General features: G+C 72.3%; 10 protein-coding genes. 3 read left to right on the top strand and 7 right to left on the bottom strand.

Going from position 1 to position 14,223, the window contains the following annotated elements; all coding sequences use genetic code 11:
• Nucleotides 1–50: 50 nt before the first annotated feature.
• The 7 genes from ACFV8H_RS39865 to ACFV8H_RS39835 form a co-directional block, all read right to left on the bottom strand.
• Complete coding sequence (locus tag ACFV8H_RS39865; RefSeq protein ID WP_375891702.1) at nt 51–707, bottom strand: DUF742 domain-containing protein; 657 nt, start codon at nt 705–707, stop codon at nt 51–53.
• A gap of 161 nt (nt 708–868) precedes the next feature.
• Complete coding sequence (locus ACFV8H_RS39860; RefSeq protein WP_097236138.1) at nt 869–1,282, bottom strand: roadblock/LC7 domain-containing protein; 414 nt, start codon at nt 1,280–1,282, stop codon at nt 869–871.
• 10 nt (nt 1,283–1,292) lie between these two features.
• Complete coding sequence (locus tag ACFV8H_RS39855; RefSeq protein ID WP_380409467.1) at nt 1,293–4,643, bottom strand: nitrate- and nitrite sensing domain-containing protein; 3,351 nt, start codon at nt 4,641–4,643, stop codon at nt 1,293–1,295.
• Nucleotides 4,644–5,079: 436 nt separating this feature from the next.
• Entirely contained in the window at nt 5,080–5,664 is a 585-nt protein-coding gene (locus tag ACFV8H_RS39850) for an ATP/GTP-binding protein (RefSeq protein ID WP_380409465.1), read from the bottom strand.
• Nucleotides 5,645–6,070 (bottom strand): DUF742 domain-containing protein, encoded by a 426-nt coding sequence (locus ACFV8H_RS39845; protein WP_375891707.1) that lies wholly within the window; start codon nt 6,068–6,070, stop codon nt 5,645–5,647. The genes ACFV8H_RS39850 and ACFV8H_RS39845 overlap by 20 nt, the downstream gene beginning before the upstream one ends.
• 161 nt (nt 6,071–6,231) lie before the next feature.
• Nucleotides 6,232–6,645 carry a roadblock/LC7 domain-containing protein gene (locus tag ACFV8H_RS39840; protein WP_030248297.1) on the bottom strand — a complete coding sequence of 138 codons (414 nt, stop codon included), beginning with the start codon at nt 6,643–6,645 and terminating at the stop codon, nt 6,232–6,234.
• A 10-nt stretch (nt 6,646–6,655) separates the two neighbouring features.
• Nucleotides 6,656–10,630 (bottom strand): nitrate- and nitrite sensing domain-containing protein, encoded by a 3,975-nt coding sequence (locus ACFV8H_RS39835; RefSeq protein WP_380409463.1) that lies wholly within the window; start codon nt 10,628–10,630, stop codon nt 6,656–6,658.
• 639 nt (nt 10,631–11,269) lie between these two features.
• Between ACFV8H_RS39835 and ACFV8H_RS39830 the strand changes: the two genes are divergently transcribed.
• From ACFV8H_RS39830 to gltX, 3 genes are all read left to right on the top strand, one after another.
• Nucleotides 11,270–11,488, top strand: coding sequence for a hypothetical protein (locus ACFV8H_RS39830; protein WP_375891710.1), 219 nt, complete (start codon nt 11,270–11,272; stop codon nt 11,486–11,488).
• 237 nt (nt 11,489–11,725) lie between these two features.
• On the top strand, nt 11,726–12,526 hold the full coding sequence (locus tag ACFV8H_RS39825) for a fumarylacetoacetate hydrolase family protein (RefSeq protein ID WP_375891711.1): 801 nt from the start codon (nt 11,726–11,728) through the stop codon (nt 12,524–12,526).
• Nucleotides 12,519–14,018, top strand: coding sequence for a glutamate--tRNA ligase (gene gltX, locus ACFV8H_RS39820; protein ID WP_380409461.1), 1,500 nt, complete (start codon nt 12,519–12,521; stop codon nt 14,016–14,018). Before ACFV8H_RS39825 ends, gltX begins: the two co-directional genes overlap by 8 nt.
• Nucleotides 14,019–14,223: the final 205 nt, after the last annotated feature.

The following is a 14,223-nucleotide window of genomic DNA, read 5'->3' as shown; positions in this document are numbered from 1 at the left end:
CGGCGATGACGATCTTCGCGGAGGTGGTGGCGCGGGTGGGGGCGGCCGCGTTAGAGCTTGCGAAGTCCACTGAGGACCCTTTCGAGCAGCGTGACGTCGGGCTGGTTTCCGGATTCGCCCCCGGAAGCGGGCTGGTGGATGGCGACGAGGCCGGCCTCGGCCAGGTCGGCCACGAGGATCCGGGCGACTCCCAGGGGAAGTGAGAGCAGCGCCGAGACCTCGGCGACGGACTTGACCTCCGTGCACAGCGTGCAGATCCGCTGGTGCTCGGGGAGGAGGGTGGACAGGCGCTGCGGATCGACGTCGGCGGAGACCAGGGCCTCCAGCGCGAGTTCGTAGCGGGGCCGGGTGCGGCCGCCGGTCATGGCGAACGGTCGGATCAGCGGGCCGGAGTCCTGCTCGTCCTCGAACTCCTCGACGTACCCGGGTTCCTGGGCCGGCCGGTGGCCGGGGGCCTGGGCGGGCACCTGGCCGGGCGGCGTCGGGTAGCCGGGCGGCGGGGTGTCGAAGGCGGGCTGCGGCCGGGCGTACGGGTCGTACTGGCCGTACTGCTCCTCGGGCCGGGCGTACGGGTGCTGCTGGGGCTGCCCGTACTGGTGCCGACCGTACTGCTGACCGTGGCCGGCGCCGGGTGCTCCGAAGGCGTCGTGGCCCGTGCCAGGGTACGGAACGCCGTACTGGCCGCTGCGGTCGTCGGGCGGTGTCACGGTTCCTCTCCTCACAAGGTGCGGCGGTGCGGTGCGGGCTTCGGTACGAGTCCGGAGCCGGTGGTGCGAAGGCCGTACAACGTCCGAACCCGAGCCCGCCGAAGCGGGCCCGGGAAGGACGCGGAGGTACTTCGAATACCTGGACGGTATCCGACGAACCGTCAGTGCAGGAGACTGCCCTGGAGTTCTGCGCGGAGCGCGGGGGTGAGGACGGCGCCGGCCCGGTCGACGAGCAGGGCCATCTCGTACCCGACCAGACCGATGTCGGAGTCGGGGGAGGCGAGCACCGCGAGGGCGGAGCCGTCGCTGATGGCCATCAGGAACAGGAAGCCGCGCTCCATCTCGACGACGGTCTGGTTGACCTCGCCGCCTTCGAAGATCCGGCTGGCGCCGGAGGTGAGGGAGGTGAGGCCGGAGGCGACGGCGGCGAGCTGGTCGGCGCGGTCGCGCGGGAAGCCTTCCGACATGCACAGCAGGAGGCCGTCCGCCGAGACCACCACGGTGTGGGACACCCCGGGGGTGTTGTCCACGAAATTGGTGATCAGCCAGTTCAGGTTCTGTGCGGCCTGGCTCATCTGAGTCAACTCAACGCTCCTGGTGGTTCGAGCCGCCGAAGAGATCGGTGCTCCGGTTCTGTCCGTTGCCGGACTGGTCTACCTGATCGGGGTCGATCCGGAAGCTTCCGGTGTTGCCGGCGCTGCGGCCCTGCTCGACGCCGCGGCGCAGGTTGGTGAGGCGGCCACGGACCTCCTCGGGGCTGCGGGAGACCTGCGGCCCTTCCTGCGGGGTCGGCTTGGCGTTGCCGGGCACCAGGTTCTGCTTGGGCACGCGGCGGGGCAGTCCGGCCCCGGTGGTGCCGGCGGACGAGGGCTCGCGCAGCTGCTCGGCCCGCTGCCAGTCACCGTCGTTCGGCGACTGCCAGGGGGAGGCGGTCGGGCCGGTCGGGCCGTAGCCGCCCAGTGCGGACACGTCGTGGCCGCGGGACTCGACGGGCGCCGAGGTGTCCTTGGCGCCGGCGAACCAGTTCGGGGTGTCCCCGGACGGGGTCAGACCGACCGGGGCGCTGCCCGGGCCGCCGCCCGCCAGCTGCTGGCCGGGGCGGCGCTGGGGCAGCCCGGACGGCAGGGTGGCGGTGGGGGCCGGCGTGGGCTCGGCGGTGGGCAGGGCGGGCGGCTCCGGGGTGTACGGGTGGCCCGCGGGGGCCTCCACGGCCTGGTGGCCGTAGCCGTCCTGGGCGTACTCGTCCTGCTGGTAGCCGCCCTGGTCGTAGCCGTAGCGGTCGTCGGCGTAGCCGTCCTGCTGGTAGCCCTGCTGCGGGTACTGGCCGTAGCCGTCCTGGGCGTACTCGTCCTGCTGGTAGCCGCCCTGGTCGTAGCCGTACTGCTCGTCGGCGTAGCCGCCCTGCTGGTAGCCCTGCTGCGGGGCGTACTGGTCGTAGCCCTGCTGGTAGTCCTCCTCGACCTCGGCGTCCAGCACCTGCTCCTGCGGGCCGCCCTCCAGGGCCGCGCGGCGGACCTGGTCGAGGCGCTGCGAGCGCTGGACGGCCTCCAGGGCCGGGCTGAACCCGGAGGAGCCGGCGTTGCCGATGCCGGTGAGGTGGTCGTCGAAGCCGAGCTCGGCGGCGCTGCGGCCGCCGTTGTCCGGCGCCCACTCGGCGGTCGGCTCCTGGTCGGCGAAGATCCGGGAGACGGTGAACTGCTCCTCCGGCTCCGGCGCCATCGCGGACTTGGTGACGAACGGCGGGAGCATGACGAGCGAGGTGGTGCCGGCGGACTCGCCGGACGGGCGGAGCTGGACGCGGACGTCGTGCCGCTGGGAGAGCCGGCCGACCACGAAGAGGCCCATGCGGCGGGAGATGGTGGCGTCGACCGTGGGCGGCTCGGCCAGCTTCTCGTTGATCTCCGCGAAGTCGTCGGCGGTGAGGCCGATGCCCTTGTCGTGGATCTCGACCAGCACCCGGCCGTCCGGCAGGCGGGTCGCGTTGACCAGCACCCGGGTCTGCGGGCTGGAGAACGAGGTGGCGTTCTCCAGCAGCTCGGCGAGCAGGTGGACGAGGTCGGTCACGGCGGCGCCGACGACCTCGACCTCGGGGATGCCGGACAGCTCGACGCGCTCGTACTGCTCCACCTCGGAGGCGGCGGCGCGCAGCACGTCGACCAGCGGGACCGGGGTGTTCCAGCGGCGGCCGGCCTCCTCACCGGCGAGGACGAGGAGGTTCTCACCGTTGCGGCGCATACGGGTCGCGAGGTGGTCCAGCTTGAAGAGGTTCTCCAGCTGGTCCGGGTCGGCCTCGTTGTTCTCCAGGTCGGTGATCAGTGCCAGCTGGCGCTGGATCAGGCCCTGGCTGCGGCGCGACAGGTTGGTGAAGATCGCGTTGACGTTCCCTCGCAGCAGGGCCTGCTCGGCGGCGAGCGCCACGGCCTGCTGGTGGACCTGGTCGAAGGCCCGGGCGACTTCGCCGATCTCGTCCTTGCCGTGCAGCGGGATCGCGCTCACCGAGGTGTCGACCCGGTCCGGGTCGGTCTTGGAGAGCTTCTCGACCAGGTCCGGCAGGCGGTGGTCGGCGATCTCCAGGGCGGCGCTGCGCAGGGTGCGCATGCCGAGGATCATCGAGCGGGCGACGTAGCCGGTGAGCAGGCCGGCCAGGATCAGTGCGGCGACGACGATGACCGTGTTGAGGATGGCGTCGTAGAGCGCGTTGTCCTTGAGGTTGCGGGAGTCGGTGAGGACGGCGTCCAGCAGCGCGACTTCGGTGTTCCGCAGGGCCTGGATGTGGGTTCCGGCGGCCTGGTTCCAGTTGTCCGGGGTCAGACCGGAGTTCTTGGCCTCGGCGTACGCGGCGTCGGCGGCGGCCTTGCCCTTCTGCTGGCCGATGGCGGCGGCCTCGGCGTAGTTGGCGGCCAGCGCCAGCAGGCCCCCCATGGTGGGCGCGGTGCCGTTCGGCATCTTGTAGGCCGAGCGGTCCTGGGCGGTGGCCAGGGCGACCTGGGCGTCCGCGTACTTGCGGGCGTCCTCGGGCGCGGCACCGGTGTTGAACTCGGAGAGCGAGACCTGCTCCAGCTTCTCCGCGACCAGGATCTGCTGGGTCATGTCCTGGTTCTCGTAGCGCGTGGTCACGCCCTGCGAGGCACCGACCAGCAGGCTCAGCATCAGCGAGCGCTGGGTCGAGGCGGAGGCCTTGGCCAGCGACATCGCGTAGATCGCGCGGCCCTTGCTGGTGGCGTTGGCGGAGCCGTTGCCGACCGAGTTGTCGTAGGCCAGCAGCGGCGCGAACATCGCCGAGTAGGCGCTCGCGGTGGCGCTGGCGAACAGCTCCTTGCCGTACGCGACCTGCCGCAGGTGCGGGAGGTCGACCACGAGGGTCTGGAAGGCCTCGTGGCGGCGCGGGAGCTCGCCGGACTTGTCGGAGGCGTCGTACGCGGCGTTGTAGGCCTTGAGCGCGGCGTCGGTGTCGGCGCGGCGCTTGGCGACCTCGTTGTTCGGGTCCTGCCCGGTGAGCAGGGGTATCAGGGTCTTGTCGCGCTCGTTCTCGAGCGCCTCGGCGAGTTCGGTCGCCGCCTTGGCGAGCTCGGCGGTCTTCTCGGCCTTGGAGGCCTTGATGTAGCCGTCGACCGAGGTGTTCACTCGCAGACCGCCGAAGACGAGACTGATGATCACGGGGATCAGCAGGATCGCGATCAGTCGGGTCGGCACGCGCCAGTTGCGCGGACGGAGGAAGTCGTACCGGCTGGACGGCCCGCCTTCGCCGGACTGACCCGCCGCACCCGTGCGCGGCTCCGTGGAGGCCGTCGGGGGCTTGGGGGCCGGGGTGGTCTGGGGGCGCTCCTCGGTGGGAGTGAACGCGGAGAATCCGGCCGGTTCCGCGGCGCCGCCGTTCGGCGCGCTCTGGCGGGGCTCGGAGCGCCGCTGCGGGGCGGGTTGCTGCTTACGCCTCACTCGACTACTACCTCTCGGCCGACTTGCCGGCCATGGATCAATCCAGCGCTACCCCCGGGGCCCTGGCCCGCCGCCGGACGGCCGGAGCGGGATGTTCAGGGGTAGCTGGAATTTCAGCACGTGCAGGGATGGGGGACAAACAGCCGTCGCAAGGCACCCGCGTCGGAACAATACGGACAATCAACGACATGACGGAGCAAAACCGTGGTGATCTGGCGCTGAGTGACGCTGATTCGCCACGCTGCGTCATTGTTGATCACAAAATGCCTACCGAACTGTTATCCGCTGCTTATACACGGGTCTTGCGCGCGGCCCCGGGAGGACACCGGCCGGTAAAGCACCGCCGCCCCGGCGACCCGTCAGTGTGACGGTTCGCCGGGGCCGCTCGGTTCCCGCGGGTGCTCGCGCGCCCACCGGTGCCCGGGTGCCCTGCCCGTCAGCGGAGTCGGGCGAGGAGGGCGTGTTCGACGAGGGTGATGAGGGCGCTCTTGGCGCTGTCGCGTCGGCGGGCGTCGAGCGTGATGACAGGGGTGTCGGGGCCGAGTTGGAGGGCTTCGCGGACTTCGTCGCCGGTGTGGGGCTGGTGGCCGTCGAAGCCGTTGAGGGCGACGACGAAGGGCAGGCCGCTGTTCTCGAAGTAGTCGAGGGCGGGGAAGCAGTCGGCGAGGCGGCGGGTGTCGACGAGGACGACGGCTCCGATGGCGCCTCGGACGAGGTCGTCCCACATGAACCAGAAGCGGTCCTGTCCGGGGGTGCCGAAGAGGTAGAGGATGAGGTCTTCGTCGAGGGTGATGCGGCCGAAGTCCATGGCGACGGTGGTGGTCGTCTTGCCGGAGACGTGGCTGATGTCGTCGATGCCGGCGGAGGCCGAGGTCATGACGGCTTCGGTGCGCAGGGGGTTGATCTCGGAGACGGCGCCGACGAGCGTGGTCTTGCCGACGCCGAAGCCGCCGGCGATGACGATCTTCGCGGAGGTGGTGGCGCGGGTGGGGGCGGCCGCGTTAGAGCTTGCGAAGTCCACTGAGGACCCTTTCGAGCAGCGTGACATCGGGCGTTCCGCCCGACTCGCCCGCGGCGGCGGGCTGGTGGATGGCGACGAGACCGGCCTCGGCCAGGTCGGCCACGAGGATCCGGGCCACACCGAGCGGAACGCCGGCCAGTGCGGAGATCTCCGCGATGGACTTGACCTCGCGGCAGAGACCGACGATCCGGGCGTGCTCGGGCAGCAGCCCGGTGGTGCGCTCGGCCGAGCCCGTGGTCGAGATCAGGGCCTCGATCGCGAGCTGGTAGCGGGGGCGGGTCCGGCCGCCGGTCATCGCGTAGGGGCGGACCAGCGGCTGCTGCTCGTAGCCGTCGGACTGCTGCCCGCCGTAGCCGCTGCCGTACCCGTTGCCGTACGAGCCGGCGGGTGTCGAGGGCGGGGTCATGGGTCCTCCTTGTGCTGCGGCCTTGGGCAGCCGGTTCCAGCTGGGGCGGTGCCAGCTGAGGCGGGATCAGCTGCCTGAGGGTAGCTGAGGGTGAGGCGCCGGGTCCGGTCGGGTCGGACCCGGTGCGGGGTGGAACGGTGGATGGTCCGCGTGGGTTCCGGTCAGTGCAGGAGACTGCCCTGGAGTTCCGCGCGGAGTGCGGGGGTGAGGACGGCGCCGGCCCGGTCGACGAGCAGGGCCATCTCGTACCCGACCAGACCGATGTCGGAGTCGGGTGCGGCCAGGACGGCGAGGGCGGAGCCGTCGCTGACGGCCATCAGGAACAGGAAGCCGCGCTCCATCTCGACGACGGTCTGGTTGACCTCGCCGCCCTCGAAGATCCGGCTGGCGCCGGAGGTGAGGGAGGTGAGGCCGGAGGCGACGGCGGCGAGCTGGTCGGCGCGGTCGCGCGGGAACCCCTCGGACATGCACAGCAGGAGGCCGTCGGCGGAGACCACCACGGTGTGGGACACCCCGGGGGTGTTGTCCACGAAGTTGGTGATCAGCCAGTTCAGGTTCTGTGCGGCCTGGCTCATCTGGTTCAACTCAACGCTCCTGGTGATCTGCGCCGTTGCCGTCGCTCCGGCCACCGAAACTATCGAATCCGGGCTGCTGAGCACCATGCTGGGAGCCCGGCTGGTTGGCGGCCTGCTCGGCCCCGGCCCGCCGGCCCTGCTGGATGCCGCGGCGCAGGTTGGTCAGGCGGCCGCGGACCTCCTCGGGGGCCCGGGAGACCTGGGGACCGGTCAGCGGCGAGGCCTCGGCGGTGCCGGAGACCAGGTTGGCCTGCGGGGTCCGCCGGGGGAGGCCGGACATGGTGACCCCGCTGGTCGAGGGCTCGCGGACCTGCTCGGCACGGCGCCAGCGCTCGTCGTTCGCGGACGGGCGCCAGGGCGCGTCACCGACGCCCGGCTGCGGCGGCAGCGGCTGGCCCTGCGGGGCCTGCTGCTGGGGCGCCTGGCCCTGGGGGGCCTGCTGCTGGGGCGCCTGGCCCTGGGGGGCCTGGGGGCGCTCCGGCCGGGGCTGCTGCTGCGGGGCCCGCTGCGGCCGGCCCGGCTGCTGGAGGTCCGGCGCGGAGGTGCCGGGGCGGCGCGGCTGGTACGAACGGGGCCGGCCCTGCGGCTGGCCGTCGCCCTGCTGCGGGTACCAGGGCTGCTCGCCGGTGGCCTCGGACGGGCCGGTCGGCAGGGCCATCGGCTCCTGGCGCTGCGGCTGCTGCGGCGCCTGCTGCTGCGGGGCCGGCTGCGGCTGCTGGGGCTGCGGCTGGGCCGGGCCCGGCACGTTCGGCAGCACCGGCTCCACCAGGCCGAGGCCCAGCGGGTCACGCGGGTCGATCTGGCTGGCCTCGAAGCGCGGCCGGGCGAACTGCTGGGTGCTCTCCACCGACGTCGGCTCGGCCGACGGCAGCGGCTGGGGCTGCTGCTGCGGGGGCAGCTGGGGCTGGGGCTGACGGCCCTGCTGGGGCGCCTCCTGGCCGGGACGCTGCGGACGGCGCTGGCCCTGCGGACCCTGAGGCCCCTGCGGACCCTGAGGCCCCTGGGGACCCTGCGGACCGGGCCGACCCGGGCCCTGCTGGCCGGGGGTGCGCTGCGGCAGGCCGTCCTGCGGACGGTTGCCCGGACGGGCACCCTGCTGCGGGGCACCGGGACCGCCGGGACCGCCGGGGCGGCCGTGCTGCGGCTGCTCGCCGGTCCGCGGCGCGGGAGCGCCCGGAGCACCGTCGAACTCGCCGCCGGGACGCGGACGTTCCTGGCCGGGGCGGCCCTGGCCGCGGCGCGGCAGGCCGTTCGGGCCGCCCTGCGGCGGGCCCTGACGGCCGGGGGCACGCTGCGGCAGCGCGCCCTGCGGCGCCTGCTGCGGCTGGCCGGGCTGGCCGGGGCCCTGCGGACCGGGCTGGCCCGGTCCCTGCTGACCGGGCTGGCCGGGACCCTGCTGGCCGGGCTGACCCGGTCCCTGCGGGCCCGGACCCTGCGGTGCCGGGGCCGGTCGGCCCTGGCCGCGCCGACCCGGCTGACCCGGGCCCTGCGGCCCCTGCTGGCCGGGGGTGCGCTGTGGCAGGCCGTCCTGCGGACCGGACCGGCCCGGAGCCTGCTGGCCCTGCGGGCCCTGCTGGCCCTGCGGGCCCTGCTGGCCCTGCGGGCCCTGCGGGCCCTGCGGGGCCGGGGGGGTCTCGCGCAGCGACTGGCCGACCTGACGGGTCGGCAGTCCGGCCGGCCCACCGGGACGGCCGCCGGGCGCACCCGGGCCGGTCGGCGCGGCGGGGGCGGACGGACCGCCCTGGCCGAGCTGCGGACGGCCGCCCTGCGGGGCACCGCCCGCCGGGCCCTGGCCGAGCGCGGCCGGACCGCCCTGGCGGGCGGGCGGCACCTGGCGCTGCTGGCGCGGCGTCGGGGCGGCCCCGCGCTGCTGCTTGCCCGGCGCACCGGGGCCGGGACGGCTGCCCGGGCCGCGCCGGTCGGCGGAGTTGGTGACGTCGACCGGGAGCATGACCAGCGCGGTGGTGCCGCCGGAGTCGCTCGGACGCAGCTGGATCCGGATGCCGTGTCGCAGGGACAGGCGGCCGACCACGAAGAGGCCCATGCGGCGGGAGACCGAGACGTCCACCGTCGGCGGGTTGGCCAGGCGCTCGTTGATCTCGGCCAGGTCGTCCGGGCTGAGGCCGATGCCGGTGTCGTGGATCTCGACCAGCACCCGGCCGTCCGGCAGGGCGTGGCCGGTGACCCGCACGCGGGTCTGCGGGCTGGAGAACGAGGTGGCGTTCTCCAGCAGCTCGGCGAGCAGGTGGACGAGGTCGTTGACGACGCGGCCGGCGACCTCGGCCGACGGCACGGCGGCGAGTTCGATGCGCTCGTACTGCTCCACCTCGGAGGCGGCGGCGCGGAGCACGTCGACCAGCGGGACGGGGCGGGTCCAGCGGCGGCCCGGGTCCTCACCGGCGAGGACGAGGAGGTTTTCGCCGTTGCGGCGCATGCGGGTCGCGAGGTGGTCGAGCTTGAACAGGTTGGCCAGCTGGTCCGGGTCGGCCTCGCGGCTCTCCAGCTCGGAGATGAGCGACAGCTGGCGCTGGATGAGGCCCTGGCTGCGGCGCGAGAGGTTGGTGAACATCGCGTTGATGTTGCCGCGCAGGAGGGCCTGCTCGGCGGCGAGGCGGACGGCCTCGCTGTGCACCATGTCGAACGCGTGGGCCACGTGGCCGATCTCGTCGGTCGAGTCGACGGCGACCGGCTCGACCGTGGTGTCGACGTCGTGCGGGTCGCTCTCGGAGAGCGTCTTGACCAGCTCGGGCAGGCGGCGCTCGGCGACGTCCTCGGCCGCGGTCTGCAGGCGGGTCAGCGAGCGCACCATCGAGCGGGCGATCAGACCGGCGCCGCCGAGGGCGATGATCAGGGTCAGGGCGACGGCCGCACCGATGATCAGGGCCTCGGTGTCGGCCTGGGACTGGAGGTCCTGGGCCTTTCCGTCGAGGTCCTCGATCAGCTTGGCCTCGATCCGGCGCTCGGCCGTGATCTTGGTGGTGGCCTTCTCGTACCAGTCCTTGTACGAGACCGCCTCGGTCTGGTGGATGCCGCCCGGCTGGAGGATCGAGCGCGAGTAGCGGTCCGCCTCGGCGATGACGTTGTTGTAGCTCAGCTGGCCGCGCAGGTTGTCCAGGTCGTGCGAGGTGTAGATGTTGTTGAAACTGGTCAGCGCGTTGTCGTACGTGGTGCGCAGGCGGATGCCGAAGGACTCGTCGCTCGCGCTCAGGTCGGGGGCCTTGGGGTTGCCCAGACCGGCGCTGATCAGCGCGCGCTGCTGCGAGGTGGCGTCCTTGGCGAGCGAGAACTGCTGCAGCGCGCGGGTGGCGATGAGCAGGTCCTGGTTGTTCGAGGCGAGCGCGATGTCCTGGGTGATGCCCAGGAGGTCGCGGATGATCACGTCGTACGCGGTGATCGTCGCCTGGATGTTCTGGTTGTTCTGGTACGGCGTGTTGCGGGCGTCCGCGATCGAGTTCAGGTCCTTGCGGATCTGGAACAGCAGCGCCTTCCCGCCGGAGAGCTGGAGGTTCTCGAACTTGTCGGAGGAGGCGGTGAAGGTGCGGCTGAGGTCGTCGGTGCTCTTGCGGGCGGCGACGATCTCGTCGTCCAGCGGGTCGTTCGGCCGGTTGGTGATGTAGCCGGCGCTGATGTCGCGTTCGGTCTGCAGGGCGTCCGCGAGGTTGGTCGCCTTCTTGGCCAGGTCCGACAGGTTGGCCATCTGGGCGAGCTGCTGCGAGTTCTGCATCGAGGTCTGGATGCGCAGGCCGCCGAGGACCAGCGAGACCATGACCGGCAGCGCGAGCAGGGCGATCAGACGGGTGCGGATGCGCCAGTTGCGCATCGCGAGCCGGCTCAGACCGGTGGCGCGGCGCCTGGTCAGGGTGGTCCGGAGCTTGTCCCGGGCGGACTTCCGTTCCTGGCCGTCGTCGTCCGGCCGGGCGAGGGCCTCGGGCGTCACGGGGTCGGTCGGGCCGCCGGGGGCCGCCGCCTGTTGAGGGGCTGCCACGGGCTCGCGCGACTCCGGGTTACCCGCGGCGCCGCTACCCCTTTTGAAACGTCCCTGCACTGGCGTCGCAACCTCTGGACCGGGCGTCCCGCCGCGTCGCCACGGCCTGGACGGTGTCGAGTTTCCTTCCGCACCCCGGCCGGTCCGGGAGAGCGGGTCGCCGGGGTGGACTGCTCCCTACCCACGGTCCGTGGCATTCCAGCACAGCGAGGGAATCCCAACAAGGGCCGCCGGAACCGACGGTCGGGTACTACCGACCGCATGCGTGATCTCACTGACTGTGCGGTAACCGGACCGGAATACCGCCTTTTTCGGACACTCGCCGGATACATGCCAACGTGGCCGGAGATCGACAAGAGTCGCAGACCTGCCGGAATGACCGTTCCGGGCGAATTGTCGGGAAATTCCGATCCGGCGATATGTCGGATATTCGTGATTTGTGCGTCAATTTGTGAGCAAAATCACAGGTGAATGTGTAGCTTTGGTCACGGCCCGTATGGAAAGAGATCTCGTAACCTTGGCTGTCTCCTGAGCACGGCCCCGATCAGCCTGCCCAGAACCCCTCCGAATCAATCGGAATCACGCAGGCCGGTGCGGATCCCTGGCGGACCGCCCGGCCACGACCACGAGGTGCTCTCGATGTCCCTGGCGAAGAAGGCCACCAAGTCCACGCTGTCCTGCCGCTCCACGGCGAACCCGCGCCGGACCACGCTGGCCTCGGTCGAGGACTTCAGCAGGATCCCGGGTGCCCGCAAGCCCGAGGACGTCGTCACCTACGGCACCGAGCTGCCGGCCGTCACCGCCAACCCGCGCCGCGTCCAGCTGATGGTCGCCCCCGTCATCACCCCCCGGGACTGATCCCGGCCCCTGGCGCGACCCGAGGGCGCCGTCACCGCGAACAGCGGTGGCGGCGCTCTCGTGCGTCCCGGGTCGGGGCCCTCCGCCCCGACCGCGCTGAACAGGGCCGAAGGGGTCGCGGGAGGCCCCACGCGATAGCCTGGGCGGGATTGACGGGGCCGCGCCCGTGGCGGGCGGGGCGCCCAGCAGCGCCCGGGGGCGCCCCGGGCGGCCGACGAAGCGAGGGGTAGCCCAGCCGTGCGCATTGCCAGGTTTTCCGTCCGGGAAGGGAGCCCTGCCGCCGGCAGCGTTTCCTTCGGCGTGGTCGAGGGGGATCCGTCCCGGCCCGACTCGCTGGTCGTGCACGAGCTGGCCGGTCACCCGTTCGGCCAACCCCAGCCCACCGGTGAGAGCTACCGCTTCCAGGACGTCCGGCTGCTCAGCCCGATGCTCCCCAACAAGATCGTGGCGGTCGGCCGCAACTACGCGGCGCACGCGGCGGAGCTGGGCAACGACGTCCCGGACGTCCCGCTCACCTTCTTCAAGCCGTCCACCTCGGTGATCGGCCCGACCGAGAACATCGCGTACCCGCCGTTCTCCTCGGACGTCCACCACGAGGCCGAACTCGCCGTGGTGATCGGCCGGATGTGCCGCGAGGTGCCGCTGGACCGGGTGCCCGAGGTGATCCTCGGCTACACCTGCGCCAACGACGTCACCGCCCGGGACGTCCAGCAGCGCGAGGGCCAGTGGGCCCGGGCCAAGGGCTTCGACACCGCCTGCCCGCTGGGCCCGTGGATCGAGACCGACCTCGACCCGTCCGACCTGGCGATCACCTGCACGGTCAACGGCGAGCTCCGCCAGACCGGCCGCACCTCCCTGATGATCCGCTCGGTCGCCGAACTGGTCGTCCACATCTCCGAGGCCATGACGCTGCTGCCCGGCGACGTCATCCTCACCGGCACGCCCGCAGGGGTGGGCCCGCTCAACGTCGGCGACGAGGTCGCCGTCTCCATCGAAGGCATCGGCACTCTCGCCAACAAGGTGATCAAGCGTGGCTAACACTGACCCGGCCGTCCGGGTTCGCTTCTGTCCGTCCCCGACCGGCAACCCCCACGTGGGCATGGTCCGCACGGCCCTGTTCAACTGGGCCTACGCCCGCCACACCGGCGGCAAGCTGGTCTTCCGGATCGAGGACACCGACTCCGCCCGCGACTCCGAGGAGTCGTACACCCAGCTGCTGGAGGCCATGAGCTGGCTCGGCCTGGACTGGGACGAGGGCCCGGAGGTCGGCGGCCCGCACGCGCCGTACCGCCAGTCGCAGCGGATGGACATCTACGCCGACGTCGCCCGCCGCCTCCAGGAGGCCGGCCACGCGTACCACTGCTACTGCAGCACCGAGGAGCTGGACGCCCGGCGCGAGGCCGCCCGCGCGGCCGGCAAGCCCTCCGGCTACGACGGCCACTGCCGCGAGCTGACCGAGGAGCAGGTCGCCGTCTACAAGCTGGAGAAGCGCGAGCCGATCCTGCGCTTCCGGATGCCCGACCGGACCATCTCCTTCGACGACCTGGTGCGCGGCACGCTCACCTTCGAGCCGGAGAACGTCCCGGACTACGGCATCGTCCGCGCCAACGGCGCCCCGCTGTACACCCTGGTCAACCCGGTGGACGACGCCCTGATGGGCATCACCCACGTGCTGCGCGGCGAGGACCTGCTGTCCTCCACCCCGCGGCAGATCGCGCTGTACGCGGCGCTCGCCGAGATCGGCGTCGGCGAGGGCACCACCCCGCGCTTCGGCCACCTGCCGTACGTGATGGGCGAGGGCAACAAGAAGCTCTCCAAGCGCGACCCGCAGTCCTCGCTCAACCTGTACCGCGAGCGCGGCTTCATCCGCGAGGGCCTGCTCAACTACCTGTCCCTGCTGGGCTGGTCGCTGGCCGAGGACCGCGACCTGTTCGACATGGACGAGATGGTCGCCGCCTTCGACGTCGCCAAGGTGAACTCCAACCCGGCGCGCTTCGACCTCAAGAAGTGCGAGGCGATCAACGCCGAGCACGTCCGCCGGCTGGCCCCGGAGGACTTCGTCCGCCGCCTGGTGCCGTTCCTCCAGGGCCCCGGCCTGCTGCCGGCCGAGCCGACCGCCGAGCAGCTGGACCTGCTCGCCCGGATCGCGCCGCTCACCCAGGAGCGGATGGTCGTGCTGAGCGAGATCGTCAACATGGCCGGCTTCCTGTTCGTCGACCCGGCCGACTTCGCGGTGGACCCGGACGACGCCGCCAAGGTGCTGACCGCGGACGCCGGCCCGGTGCTGGAGGCCAGCGTCAAGGCGCTGGAGGAGCTCGCGGACTTCACCCCGGAGCCGATCCAGGCCGCGCTGCGCGAGGCCCTGGTGGAGGGCCTGGGCATCAAGCCCAAGTTCGCCTTCACGCCGCTGCGGGTGGCCGTCACGGGCCGCCGGGTCTCGCCGCCGCTGTTCGAGTCGATGGAGCTGCTCGGCCGCCCCGAGACGCTGCGCCGGCTCCGCTCCGCCCTGGACGCGCTGCCGACGGCCTGAACGGGCCGCGCAAGCGCCTCCTGAGCAGCCCGCGGGCCCGGCTCCGTGCCGGGCCCGCGGCGCACCCGGAGGTCATCGGACGGCCTCCCCACCGCTGCCTGCGGTTATCGATTTTGGAGCCAGGGCAGACGTCGGGTAATGTTCTTTCTGCGCCGCCCGGGAGGGAACGGACGAGGGAGCGAAAGCCCCTCGGAACGGGACCGAC

It is taken from the genome of Kitasatospora sp. NPDC059827 (genome assembly GCF_042731675.1).
Taxonomy (GTDB): Bacteria; Actinomycetota; Actinomycetes; order Streptomycetales; family Streptomycetaceae; genus Kitasatospora.
The sequence above is the reverse complement of the archived record's forward strand: the minus strand, read 5'-3'. Positions and strand labels throughout refer to the sequence as shown.

Coding starts and splice junctions, on each gene's coding strand:
- ACFV8H_RS39860 (WP_097236138.1), bottom strand. CDS start 1,282: ATGAGCCAGGCCGCACAGAACCTGAACTGGCTGATCACCAATTTCGTG.
- ACFV8H_RS39845 (WP_375891707.1), bottom strand. CDS start 6,070: ATGACCCCGCCCTCGACACCCGCCGGCTCGTACGGCAACGGGTACGGC.
- ACFV8H_RS39840 (WP_030248297.1), bottom strand. CDS start 6,645: ATGAGCCAGGCCGCACAGAACCTGAACTGGCTGATCACCAACTTCGTG.
- ACFV8H_RS39830 (WP_375891710.1), top strand. CDS start 11,270: ATGTCCCTGGCGAAGAAGGCCACCAAGTCCACGCTGTCCTGCCGCTCC.